Annotated in this window: 19 protein-coding genes; 9 read left to right on the plus strand and 10 right to left on the minus strand. The window is 59.6% G+C overall.

Annotation, left to right across the window (positions count from 1 at the left end; all coding sequences use genetic code 11):
* Positions 1 to 98 precede the first annotated feature (98 nt).
* The 4 genes from RUM8411_RS14080 to RUM8411_RS14095 all read left to right on the plus strand — a co-directional run bounded on the left by RUM8411_RS14080 (position 99) and on the right by RUM8411_RS14095 (position 3,183).
* Positions 99 to 866: a 4Fe-4S dicluster domain-containing protein gene (locus RUM8411_RS14080; protein ID WP_085823348.1), complete on the plus strand. Its 768-nt coding sequence runs from the start codon at positions 99 to 101 to the stop codon at positions 864 to 866.
* On the plus strand, positions 866 to 1,738 hold the full coding sequence (locus RUM8411_RS14085; protein WP_085823349.1) for a dimethyl sulfoxide reductase anchor subunit family protein: 873 nt from the start codon (positions 866 to 868) through the stop codon (positions 1,736 to 1,738). Before RUM8411_RS14080 ends, RUM8411_RS14085 begins: the two co-directional genes overlap by 1 nt.
* A 105-nt stretch (positions 1,739 to 1,843) precedes the next feature.
* The gene (locus tag RUM8411_RS14090; protein WP_085823350.1) at positions 1,844 to 2,305 is read left to right on the plus strand and encodes a carboxymuconolactone decarboxylase family protein; all 462 of its coding nucleotides are present in this window, start codon (positions 1,844 to 1,846) and stop codon (positions 2,303 to 2,305) included.
* A gap of 2 nt (positions 2,306 to 2,307) precedes the next feature.
* Positions 2,308 to 3,183, plus strand: a complete 876-nt coding sequence (locus tag RUM8411_RS14095) for a sigma-70 family RNA polymerase sigma factor (RefSeq protein ID WP_370738040.1) — start codon at positions 2,308 to 2,310, stop codon at positions 3,181 to 3,183.
* 39 nt (positions 3,184 to 3,222) lie between these two features.
* Here the strand turns inward: RUM8411_RS14095 and dapA are convergent, their stop codons facing one another.
* Positions 3,223 to 4,095: a 4-hydroxy-tetrahydrodipicolinate synthase gene (gene dapA / locus RUM8411_RS14100; RefSeq protein ID WP_085823352.1), complete on the minus strand. Its 873-nt coding sequence runs from the start codon at positions 4,093 to 4,095 to the stop codon at positions 3,223 to 3,225.
* Positions 4,096 to 4,228: 133 nt separating this feature from the next.
* Between dapA and RUM8411_RS14105 the strand changes: the two genes are divergently transcribed.
* Positions 4,229 to 6,193 carry a lytic transglycosylase domain-containing protein gene (locus RUM8411_RS14105; protein WP_085823353.1) on the plus strand — a complete coding sequence of 655 codons (1,965 nt, stop codon included), beginning with the start codon at positions 4,229 to 4,231 and terminating at the stop codon, positions 6,191 to 6,193.
* Here RUM8411_RS14105 and RUM8411_RS14110 read toward each other — a convergent pair.
* Complete coding sequence (locus RUM8411_RS14110) at positions 6,167 to 7,036, minus strand: DMT family transporter (RefSeq protein WP_085823354.1); 870 nt, start codon at positions 7,034 to 7,036, stop codon at positions 6,167 to 6,169. The genes RUM8411_RS14105 and RUM8411_RS14110 overlap by 27 nt on opposite strands.
* Positions 7,033 to 7,698, minus strand: a complete 666-nt coding sequence (gene mnmC2, locus RUM8411_RS14115) for a tRNA (5-methylaminomethyl-2-thiouridine)(34)-methyltransferase MnmC2 (RefSeq protein ID WP_085823355.1) — start codon at positions 7,696 to 7,698, stop codon at positions 7,033 to 7,035. Before mnmC2 ends, RUM8411_RS14110 begins: the two co-directional genes overlap by 4 nt.
* Before the next feature lie 49 nt (positions 7,699 to 7,747).
* Here mnmC2 and RUM8411_RS14120 point away from each other — a divergent pair, with 49 nt between their 5' ends.
* On the plus strand, positions 7,748 to 8,788 hold the full coding sequence (locus tag RUM8411_RS14120) for an NAD(P)/FAD-dependent oxidoreductase (protein ID WP_200818582.1): 1,041 nt from the start codon (positions 7,748 to 7,750) through the stop codon (positions 8,786 to 8,788).
* Here RUM8411_RS14120 and RUM8411_RS14125 read toward each other — a convergent pair.
* The 4 genes from RUM8411_RS14125 to RUM8411_RS14140 form a co-directional block, all read right to left on the minus strand.
* Complete coding sequence (locus tag RUM8411_RS14125; protein ID WP_085823356.1) at positions 8,780 to 9,580, minus strand: HTD2 family dehydratase; 801 nt, start codon at positions 9,578 to 9,580, stop codon at positions 8,780 to 8,782. The two genes, RUM8411_RS14120 and RUM8411_RS14125, sit on opposite strands and share 9 nt — an antisense overlap.
* Before the next feature lie 49 nt (positions 9,581 to 9,629).
* The gene (locus RUM8411_RS14130; RefSeq protein ID WP_085823357.1) at positions 9,630 to 10,172 is read right to left on the minus strand and encodes an NADPH-dependent FMN reductase; all 543 of its coding nucleotides are present in this window, start codon (positions 10,170 to 10,172) and stop codon (positions 9,630 to 9,632) included.
* 123 nt (positions 10,173 to 10,295) lie between these two features.
* Positions 10,296 to 10,961 (minus strand): YiaD family glycine zipper/OmpA-like lipoprotein, encoded by a 666-nt coding sequence (locus RUM8411_RS14135; RefSeq protein WP_085823358.1) that lies wholly within the window; start codon positions 10,959 to 10,961, stop codon positions 10,296 to 10,298.
* Between the two features lie 107 nt (positions 10,962 to 11,068).
* Positions 11,069 to 11,773 carry a helix-turn-helix transcriptional regulator gene (locus RUM8411_RS14140; protein WP_085823359.1) on the minus strand — a complete coding sequence of 235 codons (705 nt, stop codon included), beginning with the start codon at positions 11,771 to 11,773 and terminating at the stop codon, positions 11,069 to 11,071.
* Between the two features lie 103 nt (positions 11,774 to 11,876).
* Here RUM8411_RS14140 and RUM8411_RS14145 point away from each other — a divergent pair, with 103 nt between their 5' ends.
* On the plus strand, positions 11,877 to 12,062 hold the full coding sequence (locus RUM8411_RS14145) for a hypothetical protein (protein WP_085823484.1): 186 nt from the start codon (positions 11,877 to 11,879) through the stop codon (positions 12,060 to 12,062).
* A 2-nt stretch (positions 12,063 to 12,064) separates the two neighbouring features.
* Here RUM8411_RS14145 and RUM8411_RS14150 read toward each other — a convergent pair whose 3' ends face one another.
* Entirely contained in the window at positions 12,065 to 12,712 is a 648-nt protein-coding gene (locus RUM8411_RS14150; RefSeq protein ID WP_085823360.1) for a pseudouridine synthase, read from the minus strand.
* A gap of 98 nt (positions 12,713 to 12,810) precedes the next feature.
* Here RUM8411_RS14150 and RUM8411_RS14155 point away from each other — a divergent pair, with 98 nt between their 5' ends.
* Entirely contained in the window at positions 12,811 to 13,221 is a 411-nt protein-coding gene (locus RUM8411_RS14155) for a nuclear transport factor 2 family protein (RefSeq protein ID WP_085823361.1), read from the plus strand.
* 2 nt (positions 13,222 to 13,223) lie between these two features.
* Positions 13,224 to 13,928 (plus strand): SGNH/GDSL hydrolase family protein, encoded by a 705-nt coding sequence (locus tag RUM8411_RS14160; protein WP_085823362.1) that lies wholly within the window; start codon positions 13,224 to 13,226, stop codon positions 13,926 to 13,928.
* On the opposite strand, the gene rarD is transcribed toward RUM8411_RS14160, so the two are convergent.
* Positions 13,919 to 14,824 (minus strand): EamA family transporter RarD, encoded by a 906-nt coding sequence (gene rarD, locus RUM8411_RS14165; protein ID WP_200818583.1) that lies wholly within the window; start codon positions 14,822 to 14,824, stop codon positions 13,919 to 13,921. The two genes, RUM8411_RS14160 and rarD, sit on opposite strands and share 10 nt — an antisense overlap.
* A 147-nt stretch (positions 14,825 to 14,971) precedes the next feature.
* A complete protein-coding gene (locus RUM8411_RS14170) occupies positions 14,972 to 17,425 on the minus strand; it encodes a GcvT family protein (protein WP_085823363.1) in 2,454 nt (817 codons plus the stop codon).
* Positions 17,426 to 17,478: the final 53 nt, after the last annotated feature.

A 17,478-nucleotide genomic window follows, 5' to 3' on the forward strand; every position in this document is an offset into this window, starting at 1 on the left:
TCTTCATCTGGCCAAAAACATCCCGGGGGTGAATTGAGCCGCAGACTCAAGAGGGGGCTGGCCCCCTCCACCGCGCCCCAAAGCCGAGGTTTCCTGAAATGACCCAGCTACCGCAATCCACCGAGCGTAAAATGGGCCTGGTCATCGACCTGGACACCTGTGTCGGCTGCCATGCCTGTGTGATTTCCTGCAAGGGCTGGAACACAGAAAACTACGGTGCGCCCCTGTCGGATCAGGACGCCTATGGCGCCAACCCGTCGGGCACCTTCCTGAACAGGGTCCATTCCTACGAGGTACAACCCGCGCCGACCGACGCCCACCCCGCGCCCGCCGCCCAGTTGATCCACTTCCCCAAGTCCTGCCTGCATTGCGAGGACGCGCCCTGCGTCACCGTTTGCCCAACAGGCGCCAGCTATAAGCGGGTCGAGGATGGCATCGTTCTGGTCAATGAAAGCGACTGCATCGGTTGCGGATTATGCGCCTGGGCCTGCCCCTACGGCGCGCGGGAACTGGACGCGGCTGAGGGCGTGATGAAAAAATGCACCCTCTGCGTCGACCGGATCTACAATGAGAACCTGCCCGAGGTGGACCGCGTCCCATCGTGCGTACGTACCTGTCCAGCAGGTGCACGGCATTTCGGCGATCTCGGCGATCCCGACAGCGATGTCAGCAAACTGGTTGCCCAGCGTGAGGGCATGGACCTGATGCCCGAAATGGGCACCAAACCCGTCAACAAATACCTGCCACCGCGGCCCAAGGATCAGATTGAAGACCAGATCGACATTCTGGCCCCGCTTCTGGCCCCCATTGCCGAAGAACCCAAGGGTTTCCTCAGCTGGCTCGATAAGACTCTGGAGAAGCTCTGATGCATCCGGCCCCTTCTGTCATTCTATTCACCACCCTGTCGGGTCTGGGTTTTGGTCTGTTGTTCTTTCTGGGTCTCGGAATGCCGGACGTCAGCGGTTGGGTGGCGTTTGTGTTCTATGCCATCGCTTTTGGTCTGTCAGTAGGTGGATTGATGGCTTCGACCTTTCACCTGGGTCACCCGGAACGGGCGTTGAAGGCCTTTACCCAGTGGAAATCCAGCTGGCTTAGTCGCGAAGGCTGGTGCGCAGTCATCGCTCTGATCTTTATGGGCCTGTTTGCCATCGGCGCGGTATTCTTCGGTCAACGCTGGGGCGCGCTGGGTATCCTCGGCACACTGTTTTCACTGGCGACAGTTTTCACGACATCGATGATCTATACGCAGCTCAAGACCATCCCGCGCTGGAACATGAAACTGACACCCGCCATGTTCCTCAGCTTCAGCCTTGCCGGCGGTGCGCTGCTTGCGGGGCAGACAGGAGTTGCTGTGCCCTTGCTGGTGATCGCCGCAATGATACAGGCGCTGTACTGGTGGCTGGGCGACAAGGCTTTTGCGCAATCCGGAACCAATATGGGCACCGCCACAGGGCTGGGCCAGCGTGGCGCGGTCACAGCCTTTGAGCCCCCACATACCGGCACCAACTACCTGCTGCGCGAATTCGTCCATGTGGTTGGGCGCAAACATGCAGAAAAACTGCGGATCATCTCGTTTCTGCTGGCCTTCTTTGTGCCCGTTATCCTGCTGTTGCTGCCGTTCAACCACTTTTTTGCCCTGCTCGCCGTTCTGTCGCACCTGGCGGGGGTCGCCGTCTCTCGCTGGTTGTTTTTTGCGCAGGCTGAACATGTGGTCGGGTTGTATTACGGCAAACGCTGACTGAAAAAGAGCCTCAGATTCGAGGCTCTTTTTTTGTAACCCCATGTCACAAACCCAGTGACTCATACGTCCTGTTTTTGTTCAATCCCAAAACAGGAGAATACGATGTCCCCCCGGATCAATCACTTTGCCGTCGCACCCACTTTGCTTCAGCCCATGCTCGATATGGAGGAACGCCTGCGCGCCTCCGATCTGGAACACAGCCTGATCGAGCTGGTCAAACTCAGGGTATCGCAGATAAATGGCTGCGCCTATTGCATTCACATGCACACGCATGACGCCCGCAACAACGGCGAAACCGAAGATCGGTTGCATTTGTTGAACGCCTGGCATGAATCGTCGCTGTATTCGGAACGCGAACGGGCAGCGCTGATCTGGGCGGAATCCCTGACCCGCATCGAAACCAGCCGCGCGCCGGACGACGTCTATAACGCCATGGCGGTACAGTTTCCGCAGCCGGACCAGGTGGCGCTGACCCTGGTGATCACCACCATCAATGCATGGAACCGCCTGGCCATTGGGTTTGCGATGCCTCACCCGGAAACCAGAAAAGCCACGGCCGCGTGACCCTGCCCGGGGACCAGCCCAAGGACCGGGCCTTTGTCGACCTGCAACCGCGCCTGTTTGCGGTTGCATACCGCATGCTCGGATCGGTCAGCGATGCCGAGGATATTGTGCAGGATGCTTACCTGCGGTGGCAGCGCGTCGATCTCGAACAGGTGCGCGACAGGACTGGCTATCTCATACGTGTCGTGACCAGGCTCTGCCTGGATCACCTGCGCGCCGCCCGGACCATGCGCGAGGCCTATCCCGGAGAGTGGCTGCCGGAACCTCTGATTACCCCGGACGCGACCGAGCGATTGGACCGGGACGTATCCGTCGCGCTTTTGATGGCGCTGGAGCGGCTGTCGCCGCTGGAACGCGCTGCTTTCCTTCTGCATGACGTGTTCGAACATTCCTATGACGAGCTATCCCAGACGCTGCAACGCAGTCAGAGCAGCTGTCGTCAGCTGGTCAGCCGCGCCCGCAAACATGTTGAGCAGGTCAAACCGCGCGTCAGTGTTGACCGCGCGCATGGCGAAGAACTGGCCAAAGCGTTTTTCAACGCCGCCAAAAGTGGGGACACGCAGCACCTGACAAACCTACTGGCGCGGGATGTTCAGCTGCATTCGGATGGCGGGGGCAAAATCATCGCAACCCTGAATCCGATCTATGGGCGGGACAAAGTCACCCGGTTCTTCACCGGGCTGGCGCGAAAACCGTCTGCCCAGCAGACTTTTACTAGGGTCATTTGCTGGCTGAACGGTTTGCCCGCGGTCATAAATCGCGAACCTGGCGGGTCCGTGCAGGCCACGTCCCTAAAGATCGAGGATGGCAGGATCGTGGCCATCTACATGGTGCGAAATCCCGACAAAACCCGGCATCTTGAGCCGCTTTTAAGCTAAGCGGGCCTGCAGAACAGAGGCAGGCCCAAACATCAGAGCTTACACCAGACCCGCATAGGCCATGGCCGCATCGATGGCCGATTTGGTACTGCTTTCCAGCGGAGTCAGCGGCGAGCGAACTTCTTCGCTGCACAGCCCCAGCTTGCTGAGCGCGTATTTTGCTCCGACCAGACCCGGCTCGATAAAGATTGCCTCATGCAGAGGCATCAGACGGTCCTGATAATCCAGCGCTTTGGCATAGTCGCCAGCCAAAGTGGCCTGCTGGAATTCGGCGCACAGTTTGGGCGCGACATTGGCAGTGACCGAAATACAGCCCACGCCACCATGAGCGTTAAAGCCCAACGCGGTCGCGTCTTCGCCCGACAACTGACAGAAGTCAGGCCCACAGGCGGCGCGCTGCTGGCTGACACGTGCCAGATCGCCCGTGGCATCCTTGACGCCAACAATGCGCGGCAACTCTGCCAGCTCAGCCATGGTATCTGGCGTCATGTCAACGATGGACCGGCCGGGGATGTTGTAGATGATGATCGGAATACCCGCGCAATCATGCAGCGCGCGGAAATGGGCCAGCAGGCCCTTTTGCGTGGGTTTGTTATAATACGGAGTCACAACCAGCGCTGCATCCGCACCGATATTTTGCGCGAATCGGACGAACCGCATCGCCTCGACCGTATTGTTCGACCCGGCACCTGCGATCACTGGCACACGTCCAGCCGAAGCTTTGACAACCTCTTCGACCACGGTCTCGTGTTCTTCGTGGCTGAGCGTGGGGCTTTCACCAGTGGTGCCCACGGGCACCAGCCCGGTCGAGCCTTGCTGAATCTGCCACTCCACCAGATGTTTGAGCGTCTTCAGGTCCAACTCGCCGTTATTGAACGGGGTGACGAGGGCTGGCATTGAGCCTTTGAACATGACACGCTCCTTAGAGTGCAGTTTGTGTTTTTTGCGCTTTGGTCCATCACAATCTTAGCGATGTGTGTTGATCCCGGCGGCGCAAGGTTTATCCTGAATGGCTCTATCCTTGGTTGGTTGGGAAATGCAAGGCATGACACGCGTTCTGGCGCTTATGATGGCGATGATTCTGGGGTCATTGGGACAGGCACGGGCCGATGCGGCGGGTGATCTGCGGGCCGGTCTTTATGAAATGCGAAAAGGCGATTGGAACGCCGCTCTGCGCGAGTCGGGCGCACGGGGGTCGGTTTCGCGCGACATCATCGTCTGGCATTGGCTGCGCGAAGGCTTTGGCGGATCAGGCGACGTGCTTGTGTTTCTGGACCGTCGCCCGGACTGGCCCGGGTTGGCGTGGCTGCGGCGCAAAAGCGAGCCTGCCTTTACCGGGGCAGATCCCGACCGGGTGTTGAAGTTCTACGCCGACAATCCCCCGCAAACCGCCGAAGGGGCGCTGAACTATGCCGTCGCACTGAAGGCCAAGGGACGCCCAGGCGAAGCCGAGGCCGATATTGTCGCTGCCTGGCGGACAATGCCCATGGGGTCTGGGTTGCAAACAGACTATCTTGAGAATTTCGGCCCCCTTCTGAAACCCCACCACGCCGCCCGTCTGGACCGGATGCTGTGGGACAATCATCTGGTCAGTGCCGGGCAGATGCTATCGCTGGTCAGCACTGATGACCGCAAGCTGGCCGAGGCGCGTATTGCCCTGCAGAAACGTCAACCGGGCGTGGATGGGAAAGTGTCTGCGGTTCCGGAATCTCTGGCCGGATCGCCGGGGCTGGCGTTTGACCGCTTTGTCTGGCGCGACAAGAAAGAGCTGGATGACAGCGCAATCGACCTGATGCTGGCGCAATCGACCGGGCCTGACGCATTGGGTGAGCCAGATCAATGGGCCGAAGGACGCCGCCGTCTGGCCCGGCTTGAGATGCGTCAGGGTAACACAAGCCGTGCCTATGCGATTGCTGCCAACCATCACATGACCCCTGAAATGGGCTATGGTTATGCCGATCTGGAATGGCTGGCCGGGTTTCTGGCCCTGCGCAAACTGAACGACCCCGACACAGCCGTTCGGCATTTCCAGAATTTCTCGGGTGCGGTGCAATCGCCGATCTCAAAAGGGCGCGGCGGGTATTGGCTGGGCCGTGCCTATGCAGCGAAAGGTGATGCCGACAAAGCCTATGAAGCCTATTCCAAAGGTGCGGATTATCAGACCTCTTTTTATGGCCTTCTGGCCGCCGAACAGATCGGACGACCCTTTGACAGTGAACTGGCCAATCCCCGTCGGGCCCCGCATTGGAAACAGGCCGAGTTTGCCGATTCCAGCGTGTTGGACGCTGGTCTGCTGTTGCTTGCTGCGGGCGAAGACAACCTCTCGGAACGGTTTCTGACTCATCTGGTCGAGGGGTTGGACCCGGTACAGGCCGGCCAGCTGGGTGATCTGGCGATCGAACTGAAAGAACCGCATCTGGCCGTGATGATTGCCAAACGCGCGGCCAAGACAGGGGTTGTTCTGCCTGCGGCCTATTACCCGGTGCACCCGGTGGCCGATATCGGCCTGCCCATGGCCAAGGAAATGACGCTGGCCATTGCCCGCCGCGAAAGCGAGTTTGATCCGGTGGTGGTCAGCGGCGCGGGCGCGCGTGGCCTGATGCAGGTGATGCCCGCCACAGCCAAACTGGTGGCCAAAGAGCTGGGTATTCTCGGTGGCCACAAGACAGGCAAACTTACTTCGGACTGGCAGTACAACGCCAAGCTGGGAGCGAACTATTTGTCCGGTCTGGCTGCGGATTTCAACGGCAATGTGGTGATGATGTCCGCCGGCTATAACGCCGGACCGCGCAGACCGATCTCGTGGATGAAACGTTATGGCGATCCCCGCGCAGGCGAGATTGAAGTGGTCGATTGGATTGAGACCATCCCCTTTAGCGAAACCCGCAACTATGTAATGCGCGTGTCGGAAAGCCTGCCGGTCTATCGTGCCCGTTTGGGCCAGCCTGCACTGCCGGTCCCGTTTTCACAGGAGCTTATCGGCTCAACTCTGGCGTCTTTCGCGCCATAGGGTAAACAAGCCCGCCGAAACCACCAGAGCAGCACCAACCACTACCGCTGGCCGCAGAGACTCTCCAAAAATCGAGATGCCCAAAATCGAGGTCCAGACCAGGTGGAAATAGGCAAAAGGCTGGACGGCGCTGGCCTCGGCCATTTCATAGCATTTGATCAGCAACCAGTGGCCGAGAACACCGCAGACACTCAGCACCGCCATCCAAATCCAATCGCTGCTGGCCATCGGCTCCCAGTACCACATGCCGACCAGCGTCATCGCCACAGCACCCGACACCCCGGTCCAGAAAAAGCTGGTGGCGGCGCTGTCCTTGCGGGCAGCGTAGCGCGTCAGCAACCCGTACAGCGCAAACATCAACGCTGAGATCAGGGGCACGATGGCCCAGGGATTAAATACCCCGACGCCAGGTTGCAGGATGATCAGAACCCCAGCGCATCCAACACCGATTGCGGACCAGCGTCGCCACCCGACCGTCTCGCCCAGCACTGGCCCGCTGAGCGCGGCCACCAGCAGCGGATAGCAGATAAACACCGCCATTGTGTCGATCAGCCCAAGAACCGTGAAAGCAAAAACGGCAACACAGATTTCAGCCGCCAACAATACGCCACGAAACACCTGCAGCCCGATCTGGCTGGTTTGTGCAGCGGCCCTTAACCCTCCGGGTGCCCGTGCGGCCAGCGCGATAACAAAGGCCGCAAAAAACCAGTAGCGGATCATCACGACCATGTAGGTGTTATAGGTTCCAGCCAGATGGCGTGAGATCCCGTCTTGCAGTGCAAACACCACTGTGGCCGCGATCATCAGCAGGATGCCGGCGCGGCTGTTGTTCTGTTGCGTCATGGTTTGACAGCGCAGGTCATGTGGCGCTTGCGACCATAGCCCGGTGTGCGGGTAACGGTGAACCCCGCATCCGCCAAACCCCGCCGCACGAACCCGGCAGCCGTATAGGTCGCCGCCGTGCCACCAATGGCGGTGTGATCGGCAACCTGTTGCATCAGGTCAGACCCCCACAATTCCGGGTTCTTGGCAGGTGAGAACCCGTCCAGAAACCACGCATCCGCGTTAGCGGTCCAGCCCGACAGGGTCTGCCGCGCATCGCCTTCGATAACCTCAAGGTGCAAGGTCCCCAGGTCGCACTGTCCCCCTTGCCACTGGTCAAGAAACCGGTCAGCCCAGGGCGCAAGCTCGGGGAAGGCCTGCAGCGCGCGGGCCATATCGCTGGGCTCCATCGGATAGGCCTCAAAACTGGTGAAGGACAGCGGTGTGGTCTGGCCGGATGCCTCCCATTCGAACCAAGCGGTCAGCATGTTCAGACCGGTGCCAAATCCTAGCTCGGCAATGTGAAACCCCGACGCAAATCGCGCGGGCAGATCATTTCCTGCCAGAAACACATAACGCGTCTCTTCCAACCCGTTTTGCAACGAGAAATAGGGATCATCGAACCGGTCCGAGACGGGAATCTGCCCGTCTCTCCACGTCAGATTGGCATGCTGGTCTGCCATCGGGGAATCCTGTAGCTAAGCGGCGCGACACTGAACAAGGATAAGGGGAATGGCAATGGTCGATGTGACGGTGCGCGGCGCGGGCATCTTTGGCCTGTCCATCGCCTGGACGTGTGCCAGGCGCGGCGCAAAGGTGCAGGTTGTTGACCCTTTTGGCCCCGGTGCGGGCTCCAGCGGTGGACTTGTGGGCGCACTGGCCCCGCATGTGCCCGAGAACTGGAACGCCAAAAAGGCCTTTCAGTTCGACAGCCTGATCATGGCAAAACCGTTCTGGACACAGATTGAGGCAACCGGCGGCGTCTCGTCTGGCTATGCACGGCTGGGTCGGCTGCAACCCATTGCCGACGCCCGCACGCTGGAGCTGGCCCATGCGCGCGCGGTGAGCGCCGCCACGCTGTGGCAAGGGCAGGCCGACTGGTGCGTGGTTGAAACGGTTGAAGCCGGCGCATGGTGCCCGCCCAGCCCGACCGGATTTGTGATCCATGACACGCTGAGCGCCCGCATGCACCCCCGCCGTGCCTGTGCCGCACTTGTGGCAGCGCTGGCGGTGATGGGGGTCGAGGTTCAGACAGACGCGCTTGATCGGGGGCAGGTCGTCCACGCCACCGGGCTGGCGGGCCTGCAAGAGCTCAACCAGGCCTTCGGCAAGACTGTGGGCAATGGCGTCAAAGGTCAGGCCGCGTTGCTGCGGTTCGATGCAGGCGACGCACCGCAGTTGTTCGCGGATGCCGTACATTTTGTACCACATGCCGACGGGACGCTGGCGATTGGGTCCACGTCCGAGCGCGACTATGACGACCCAACCAGCACCGATGCCGCGTTGGATGACGTACTGGAGCGCGCCACGCGGGCTGTGCCTGTTCTGCACGGCGCCGAGGTTATCGAGCGTTGGGCCGGTGTCCGTCCGCGCAGCAAAAGCCGTGCGCCGATGCTGGGCGCACACCCGCTGCATCAGGGCCAGTTCATCGCCAATGGCGGTTTCAAGATCGGTTTTGGCATGGCCCCGAAAGTGGCCAAGGTTATCGCTGATCTGGTGCTGGATGGTCACGACACCATACTTGAGGATTTTCGCCCCGAAGCCTCACTCTGACCGCGGCACAGCCTCGGCCGTCATGCATTGCCGCCCGTCGGGGCCACGTACCCACAGGACTGACCCGTTGCGGCACAAGCTCACCGTTTCAAAATGCATCACGGGTGAAAACGCGCGGAACGAGAATTGCGCCAAAGGACCCATGGCATCTTCGGCAAGCAGCATCAAAAATTGCGCCAGCAACGGGCCATGCACGACCAATCCGGCATAGCCTTCGACCTCACGCGCATAATCCAGATCGTAGTGAATGCGATGCCCATTAAAGGTCAGCGCTGAATAGCGAAACAGCAGGGTTGAATCAAAGCACAGCTCTCTGTGGTCGGTTTCATCGGTGCGGGCATCCGGCGGGGTAGGTTTTACCTCAGACACCGAGGGGTCCTGCCGATAGACCAGATCCTGCCACTCTGTCAGGCATCGGACATCGCCTTGCCATATCTCATGACGCAGAGTGACAAAGCCCAGCGGTCCGCTGCGGCCTGTCTTGGCCGTCGCGCTTTTGCAGACCGAGCGCCGCTGCGCCTTAGTGCCAGCAATCAACGGTGCGTGAAACCTCAACCGTCCTCCGGCCCACATCCGGCGCGGCAGATCCATGTCGGGGATCAAGTCGCCACCAACCTTTGGATGCCCATCCCGACCCAGCGCCTGCGGCGGCTGCGGTGACCAAAAATACAGCTGGTGAAAGAACGGGGGCAGCGCAGTCCCCGTCGCAACAGAGACCTGATGCCCCAACGCCACTTGCAGCGCAGCGGCGCGGGCCGGATCAATTGCGTCGGTCTGTGTTTGTTCGGTCATGTCGGCAGACTAGGCAGACCCCGTCTGAGGAACAAGTGTCAGGATCAGGCTAAAAACCGGCCTCAACCCGCAACTTCTGCATCAGGGTTTGCAGTGCACTTTCATAACGGTCGCTGGTTAGCCTTCCCTGCGCATCAAACTCGTTTGAACTGCTTGCCAAATGAATTTCCGGACCCTGCAGAATACGCGGCTGGAACGGCACCATATAGCCACGCAACACCATCTGTGCCCGCTCACCGCCCGCACGTCCGGCAGCCGCAGACATCACCGCAACAGGTTTGTCGGCCCAAGGGCGTCCCGCTGTTCGGCTGACCCAGTCCAGCGCGTTTTTCAGAACGCCCGATGGCCCCTTGTTGTATTCCGGCGTGGAAACGATGACCGCATGGGCCTGCGCGATCTGATCGGCCAGCACCTGCACTGGCGCGGGAATGCCTTCACCGTCTTCTAGATCTCCATCATAAAGCGGCAAGTTCAGATCGGCCTCGATATAGGTGCCGGGCGCGAATAACCGGGCCGCCTCGCGCAGCAATTTGCGATTGGTGGCGCTTTCGCGCAATGAGCCGGACAGGCCAAGCAGGATCGGTTCGGACATGAGGGAACTCCATCAAGGTGTTTTCCCGTATTTAGACCGTAACGGGCCCACGCCAAATACCACATGACGCGCAGTCAATGTGCATAGAAGGGGCACCTTCATCGGTGCCCCTCCATTTTATGTTCACCCGTTGGGGATGATCTCGATATCGACCCGGCGGTTCCGGGCCTTGCCCTCAGCCGTCAGGTTCGAGGCGGCAGGGCGGTTTTCACCCAGACCGATTGTTGAAATACGGGCGCCGTTCACACCGTTGGCCTGCAGGATATCGGCAACAGATCGGGCGCGGCGTTCAGACAAGCCTTGATTGTACGAGGCCTCGCCATCGCTGTCGGTATGGCCGATGACCTGAACGCTTGAATTGGGATACCTCACCAGGTTTTGCCCAACGCGCACCAGATCGGCCCGCAGCGGCGGACGCACGGTCGAGCTGTCGGTGTCAAAGGTGATGTCATTGGGCACGGTAACGATCAGACGGTCGCCTGCATTGACAATGGTGATACCATCATTGGCCAACTGTTGGCGCAGCTCGGTCGCCTGACGGTCCAGCTGGTTGCCGATCAGACCACCACCCGCGGCCCCGATGGCGGCCCCAGCCAGCGCGCCCAGACCGGGGTTCGAATCATTGGCAATCGCGCCAACACCCGCCCCGACCAAACCACCCAGAAGCGCGCCTTGTTTGGCATTCTGATTGGGATCGGACGGCAGGTTCAGCGTGCCGGGGTCTGTGCAAGCCCCCAGAATCATGGCCGAGCAAAGCCCGGCGGAAAGGACAAACTTGGAAATCGTCATGGAATCACCTTCTGCTCCGTGACCCGTTTACCGGGTAGTTTTTGTTTGGGGCAGTATATCACGGGGGTTGATCTAGGTCTCAAGCAACAATCCGGTGAGATCGGCAATTACCTGCCACTTATTGCGCTCTGGGCGGTGTCATCCCAGCGATTTTGCTCTTGCCAGATCGCCCGCAGGGGTTTGCCCTGCCCGCAAAAATGATCGTCAATCAGCTCGCAGGCCCAGATCCGGTCGGTCCGAAAATGCCGAAATCCGTTTCGCAGCTCGCACCAGGCAGCCAGCATGGTGCATTCGATGTGATAGATCAGCGCAACAGGACGGACGATTCTTTCGCTCTGCTGGTCCGCTGAATTGACATAGGTGATGCGAATCTTGCGCTCCTGCCGGATGGCCTCGCGATAATTCACCACGGGGATGCAACCCTTTTCCGGGTCATCCATCGGTGCCCCCCATGGCGCCACCTGCAACCAATCCGCAGGCGCGCGCAGGGCTTCGATCTTGCGACACACCCGATCCGCCGCCTGTTGCAACGTGCTGTCGCCGGTGCGCGCCAGCATCGACAGGCCGACCCAAAGCGCCTCGACCTCTTCTGCGTCAAAGTTCAACGGTGGCAGGTCATAGCCGCGCCGCATAAGGTACCCGACCCCGGCCTCGCCTTCGATCGGGGTGCGTTGCGCCTGTAGCGCGGCGATATCCCGATAGACCGTGCGCACGGACACTTCGAGCTTTTCTGCCAGCGCTTCAGCCGTCACAGGGGCATCAGTTGCACGCAAAATCTGAATGATTTCAAACAGGCGGGTCGAACGACGCATAAGTTTCTCCGGGTTATCTGCTGACACTTTAGCACACCCCCCTGACAAGGGGGTGTCAGCAGTGATGGTTGAGACTGGGTCTATAACGCAAAAGGAGAACACCATGCCTAGCCTCGACAATCACGTGATGATGACCCTGAAACTAGGCCGCTGGGCACAGGACCACAGCTTGCGCGCATTTGAGATCGAACGCGAGATCATGGCGAGCCGTCAACCCTGCGCCCCCAGGACCCGGAGGAAGCGCTTTTCATTGGGCAATCTGAAGATGTTGTGGACCAGCGCGACCTAGGATCAGAAATCAGGTTTGGCGCGGAACTTCATCGAAACGCCGCCTTCGGGGTTCTTCAGGCGCAGTTCCTCGGAATGCAGCATTAGGCGGGGATAGTCACGCGCCGCGCCCTTGGCATAAAACGGGTCACCCAGGATCGGGTGGCCCAGCGCCAGCATATGTACGCGCAGCTGGTGCGACCGGCCAGTTTTTGGGAACAGACGCAGGCGCGTTTCCTCGTCCCCAAGTTTTATCACCCGCCAATCTGTGACCGCGAACTTCCCCGTTTCATGGCATACCATCTGACGCGGGCGGTTAGGCCAATCAACGATCAGGGGCAAATCCACAGTTCCGGTTTTTTCCGCAACCCGCCCCAAGACCCGGGCAACGTAGGTTTTGCGGGTCTGGCGCTTTTCGAATTGTAGACCCAGATGTCGCTGTGCATGCGGCGTTTGGGCAAAGACTATGACGCCGGACGTGTCCCGATCCAGTCGGTGCACCAGCAGCGCATGCGGAAAGGCCGCCTGTACACGGCTCAGCAGGCAATCGGCCAGATGCTCTCCGCGCCCCGGCACAGACAGCAGCCCCGAGGGCTTGTTCACCACGATCAGGCTCGCATCTTCGTGCAACACGTCCAAGGGTGTTTTCGGGGGATCATAGGTCTCGCTCATGCGCGCCTGCCTATCGCAGCGCGCTGCCTCCCGCAACGTCGGGCTTGCCTGCGCGTATCTGGTCGGCAAAGCTCAAACCCAAAGCGGAAGGAAAGACCATGCACCCCACAATCGAACGCATGCAGGAAGTTGTCGCAAAAGGCGATGAAAACCTGATCCATGACCTACTGGCGGAAGATGTTCGGTTTTCCCCGCCGACCTATTACAGCACCTGGACAGGCCGCGCCCCGGTCGCAGCTGTTCTGGGCCATGTGGGACAGGTGTTTTCCGATTTCCGCTATCGCCGCATTATGGGCGATGGCAACGATTGGGCGCTGGAGTTTCAATGCAAGATTGGCGATCTGGACGCTGTCGGGGTCGACCTGATCACTCTGAACGACGACGGCCTGATTCAAGAGTTTGAAGTGGCCATGCGTCCGTACAAATCCATCGGCGCCCTACGCGATGCGATGATGGCACGGGTGACAACCGACGCGCGGTTCCTCAAGTTCAGAGAAGCACTGAGCTGACCATGCCTGTTGCCACGGACCAGCTGTTGCGTGTGCCGCTGCTGCCAGTTCTGGCGGCGCAGGGCCTGTCGGTGCGCCGCAAGGCCCAGTTGCTGCCTGAACCCATTGGTCCGCGCGAAGGGCGCGCAGGGCGCGGACCCCGACTGCGTCTGCTGATTGCCGGTGACAGTTCAGCCGCAGGCGTGGGCGCGGGTACACAGGCCCAGGCGCTCTCAGGACATCTCGTTGCCAGGCTGGCTAAGCACTACACTGTCGAATGGCAGCTTGAGGCCACGACGGGGCACACCACGCAGGACACGATTGACCGCTTGCACGGCTTGACCGGACAGTTCGATATGGCCCTTACGGCCCTTGGCGTGAATGACGTGACCCGGGGCGTGACACATGCGCGCTTTGTCGCCCGTCAGACGCGATTGCTGGGTCTTTTAACCACGCAATTGGGCGTGCGGCGGGTTGTTGTCACCGCGGTGCCTCAAATGAACCGCTTTCCCGCTTTACCGCATCCGCTTGCTTGGGTTCTGGGGCGACAGGCCGCGCGATTGGATCAGGGGCTAATGCAAGTCGTAGCCGGGTTCCCTCAGGCCCGACACCTGTCGCTGGACCTGCCGGACGACCCGGCACTTGCCGCACCAGACGGGTATCATCCCAGTCCAAGAACCTATGCCATCTGGGCCGATGAAGCCGCGCGCCTTATGCGTCAGGCCTGAGCCCGCATCTGCCGGATCATCGGGATTGAATACACGACCAAAGCCGCCCAAATCAGCGGGAATGCAATCATGCGACCCCGGTCGATCTGCTCTCCGAATACGGCAATGGCGGTGATGAAGATCATAGTTGGGGCAATGTACTGCAGAATACCCATGGTCGAAAGGCGCACCAGTTTGGCACCGTTGGCATAGACCAGCAACGGTACTGCCGTCACGATGCCTGCCCCTGCCAGCAACAGGGTGTCCTCGGCAACCAGTCCAAAATGCCCTGACCCCTGCGCCCCTAGCCATGTCACATAGGCCAACGCCGGGATCAGTAGGATCAGCACCTCCAACAGAAACCCCTGGTTGGGGCCGATGGGAAGCGACCGCTTGAAAAACGCATAGAAACCCCAGCTGAGCATCAACCCAAGCGCTGCCCATGGCAGGCTTCCGGCCTGCACCACAAGAACCAGCACACCCATCGCAGCCAGCCCGACCGCAACCATCTGCGTTTTGTTCAACGGCTCGCGCAGCAGGAGTGATCCAAGCGCAATACTAAACAACGGATTGATGTAATAGCCCAGCGCTGCATCCAAAGCATTGCCACTGGCAATCGCCCAGACATAAATCGCCCAGTTCACCGAAATCAGCGCCGCCGTCAGGCAGGCCATCCCCAACATCTTGGGATCGCGTAAAGCAGCCCTCAGGTCCCGTGTCCGCCCCAGCGCAATCAACAAAAGCCCCGCCAAAGGCACGGACCAGATGATCCGATGCGCCACAATCTCAACCGGGCCGATATGCGCCATGGCCTTCATGTAAAGTGGCAGAAACCCCCATAGGACATAGGCGGTGACAGCCAAAGCCAACCCCTTTGGCGTATCAGCATTCTGTGGGGGTGTTGTCACGTCTGCCATGGCAGGCCTCCGGCTTGTTCCGTTCGTCTTTACGGCAAATCTGACCGGATTGGGAACTGCGAAAACTGTGAAGAGGGCCATCAGCAATTCTGATATGTCGCCCCAAAAACAATCGAGCCGGGGCGCGTCAGCGCCCTGACAATTGGATTAGACCTTCACTCGCTCTGACTTGGGGTCATACATCGGCTTCAGCGAGGCTTCGGCCTTAATCTTTACGCCACACACATCGATCTCATAGGTCGAGGCCAGCACATCCGCTGCCTTTTCCCCCTCGCAGGGCACATAGCCCAGGCCAACGGCGCCACCCAACGTGTGACCGTAATTGCCTGAGCTCAAATAGCCGACATACTCGCCGTTCCGCACGATGGGTTCATTGTGAAACAACAGCGGTTCCGGAGTGGTCAGTTTGAACTGCACCAAGCGGTTCTTGGGTCCGCTTTCTTTGCGCGCAATCACCGCCTCGCGTCCGATAAAGTCGCAGCCCTTATCAACCTTGACCGCAAAACCAAGCCCTGCGTCGACCACATGGTCTTCGCAAGTGATGTCGTGCCCAAAGTGACGGAAGCCTTTTTCAATCCGGCAGCTGTCCATCATGTGCATACCACACAGCTTCAGATCCATATCCTGCCCGGCCTCGTGCAGCGTTTCGAACACATGTCCGGCCATATCCGAAGAGACATAGACCTCCCACCCAAGCTCGCCGACGTATGTGACCCGATGCACACGCGCCAGGCCCATACCGATCTCGATCTCTTGTGCTGTTCCAAACGGGTTGGAGGTGTTCGAAAAATCAGCGGGTGAGACTTTTTCCAACAATGCCCGCGCGTTCGGCCCCATGACCGCCAGAACACCTTCGCCTGCAGTGACATCCGTGATCACCACATTGAAATCGCCTGCATTGCGCATCATCCAGGTCTGATCTGCCAGACGGGTCGCCGCAGGTGTCACAACCAGATACGAGGTTTCTGCCAGGCGGGTGACCGTTACGTCTGCCTCAATCCCCCCGGTGCGGTTGAGGAATTGAGTATAGACGATTTTGCCATTGGGCACTGCGTAATCGCCGCCGCCGATGTAGTTCATGAACCTTTCGGCATCCGGCCCTTCGACGCGAATTTTTCCGAACGATGACATGTCGTACATGCCGACATTCTCACGCACAGCGCGATGTTCGGCGGCAGAGTTTTCGAACCAGTTCTGACGTTTCCAGCTGTATTGGTACTCGCGCTCCTGCCCCTCATTCGCAAACCAGTTGGCACGTTCCCACCCTGCCAGCTCGCCCATAACCGCGCCCTGTTCTAACAGGTGGTGGTGGAACGGTGTTCGGCGCACACCGCGCGCGGTGGCCTTTTGACGATAGGGGTAGTGATCCGCGTATAGCAGTCCCAGCGTTTCTTTTGACCGCTCGAACAAGTACTTTTTGTTGCCCTGAAACGGTTGCATCCGGCTGATATCGACATCGCCCAGATCGAAGGGTTTCGCACCCGCATCCATCCATTCTGCCAGCGCCATGCCTGCGCCACCAGCGGACTGAATACCGATCGAGTTGAACCCAGCAGCCACCCAGACATTGTCCATCTCAGGTGCCAGGCCCAGATGGTAAGCGTCATCCGGGGTAAAGGATTCGGGACCGTTGAAGAACGTATGAATCCCCGCCTCGGCCAACATGGGCATCCGGTTACAGGCAGCCTCGAGAATGGGTTCGAAATGGTCAAAGTCTTCGGGCAGCTGGTCAAACTCAAAACTGTCCGGAATACCCTCTGCCGCCCAGGGTTTCGCATTGGGTTCAAACGCCCCCAACAGGATTTTACCTGCGTCTTCCTTGTAATACGCACATTCATCAGGAACCCGAAGCACTGGTAGTTGGGTCAGACCGTCGATGCCCTCGGTGACAATGTAAAAATGCTCGCACGCGTGCAAAGGCACATTTGAACCGGCCATCCGACCGACCTCATGTCCCCACATGCCAGCGCAGTTCACCACCATGTCGCATTCGATATGACCGGATGCGCTGCCATCATCGGCCACCCAGTCCACGCCGGTCACCTTGCGACCCTGCTTGACGATATCGGTGACTTTTGTCCGTTCTTTTACGATGCCGCCACGCTGTCTTGCCCCTTTGGCTAGGGCCAGGGCGATATTTGCCGGATCGCCCTGCCCGTCCAGTGGCAGATACACCGCGCCCTTGACGTCTTCGATGTTCAGATGGGGATACAGTTCCTGCACCCGTTCGTTTGAAATCTCTTCAACCTCGACCCCAAAGGCGCGGGCCATTGCAGCCTGGCGATAGATCTCTTCTTTGCGCTCTTCGGTCAGGGCGACGGTGATCGACCCACAGCGTTTGAACCCGGTGGCAACGCCGGTCTCAGCCTCAAGCGCTCCGTAAAGTTCCTGACTGTATTTTGCCAGTTTGGTCATGTTGGCGGTGGCCCGCAGCTGAGCGATCAAACCCGCCGCATGCCATGTCGTGCCACTGGTCAGCTGCTTACGCTCCAACAGCACAACGTCGCTCCACCCCTTTTTGGTCAGATGATACGCGACCGAACATCCGATGACGCCGCCGCCGATGATGACCACTCGGGCCTTGCTGGGAAGATCAACCATCCTGAAATCTCCGCTATGTCAGGTTTGGGGCAAAATGCCATGGAAGATCGACA

The organism is Ruegeria meonggei (genome assembly GCF_900172215.1).
Lineage (GTDB): Bacteria > Pseudomonadota > Alphaproteobacteria > Rhodobacterales > Rhodobacteraceae > Ruegeria > Ruegeria meonggei.

Bases quoted from the DNA above. Each gene is read 5' to 3' on its own strand.
- RUM8411_RS14080 (WP_085823348.1), top strand. From the start codon at position 99: ATGACCCAGCTACCGCAATCCACCGAGCGTAAAATGGGCCTGGTCATC.
- RUM8411_RS14085 (WP_085823349.1), top strand. From the start codon at position 866: ATGCATCCGGCCCCTTCTGTCATTCTATTCACCACCCTGTCGGGTCTG.
- RUM8411_RS14090 (WP_085823350.1), top strand. From the start codon at position 1,844: ATGTCCCCCCGGATCAATCACTTTGCCGTCGCACCCACTTTGCTTCAG.
- dapA (WP_085823352.1), bottom strand. From the start codon at position 4,095: ATGTTCAAAGGCTCAATGCCAGCCCTCGTCACCCCGTTCAATAACGGC.
- RUM8411_RS14105 (WP_085823353.1), top strand. From the start codon at position 4,229: ATGACACGCGTTCTGGCGCTTATGATGGCGATGATTCTGGGGTCATTG.
- RUM8411_RS14110 (WP_085823354.1), bottom strand. From the start codon at position 7,036: ATGACGCAACAGAACAACAGCCGCGCCGGCATCCTGCTGATGATCGCG.
- mnmC2 (WP_085823355.1), bottom strand. From the start codon at position 7,698: ATGGCAGACCAGCATGCCAATCTGACGTGGAGAGACGGGCAGATTCCC.
- RUM8411_RS14120 (WP_200818582.1), top strand. From the start codon at position 7,748: ATGGCAATGGTCGATGTGACGGTGCGCGGCGCGGGCATCTTTGGCCTG.
- RUM8411_RS14125 (WP_085823356.1), bottom strand. From the start codon at position 9,580: ATGACCGAACAAACACAGACCGACGCAATTGATCCGGCCCGCGCCGCT.
- RUM8411_RS14130 (WP_085823357.1), bottom strand. From the start codon at position 10,172: ATGTCCGAACCGATCCTGCTTGGCCTGTCCGGCTCATTGCGCGAAAGC.
- RUM8411_RS14135 (WP_085823358.1), bottom strand. From the start codon at position 10,961: ATGACGATTTCCAAGTTTGTCCTTTCCGCCGGGCTTTGCTCGGCCATG.
- RUM8411_RS14140 (WP_085823359.1), bottom strand. From the start codon at position 11,773: ATGCGTCGTTCGACCCGCCTGTTTGAAATCATTCAGATTTTGCGTGCA.
- RUM8411_RS14145 (WP_085823484.1), top strand. From the start codon at position 11,877: ATGCCTAGCCTCGACAATCACGTGATGATGACCCTGAAACTAGGCCGC.
- RUM8411_RS14150 (WP_085823360.1), bottom strand. From the start codon at position 12,712: ATGAGCGAGACCTATGATCCCCCGAAAACACCCTTGGACGTGTTGCAC.
- RUM8411_RS14155 (WP_085823361.1), top strand. From the start codon at position 12,811: ATGCACCCCACAATCGAACGCATGCAGGAAGTTGTCGCAAAAGGCGAT.
- RUM8411_RS14160 (WP_085823362.1), top strand. From the start codon at position 13,224: ATGCCTGTTGCCACGGACCAGCTGTTGCGTGTGCCGCTGCTGCCAGTT.
- rarD (WP_200818583.1), bottom strand. From the start codon at position 14,824: ATGGCAGACGTGACAACACCCCCACAGAATGCTGATACGCCAAAGGGG.
- RUM8411_RS14170 (WP_085823363.1), bottom strand. From the start codon at position 17,425: ATGGTTGATCTTCCCAGCAAGGCCCGAGTGGTCATCATCGGCGGCGGC.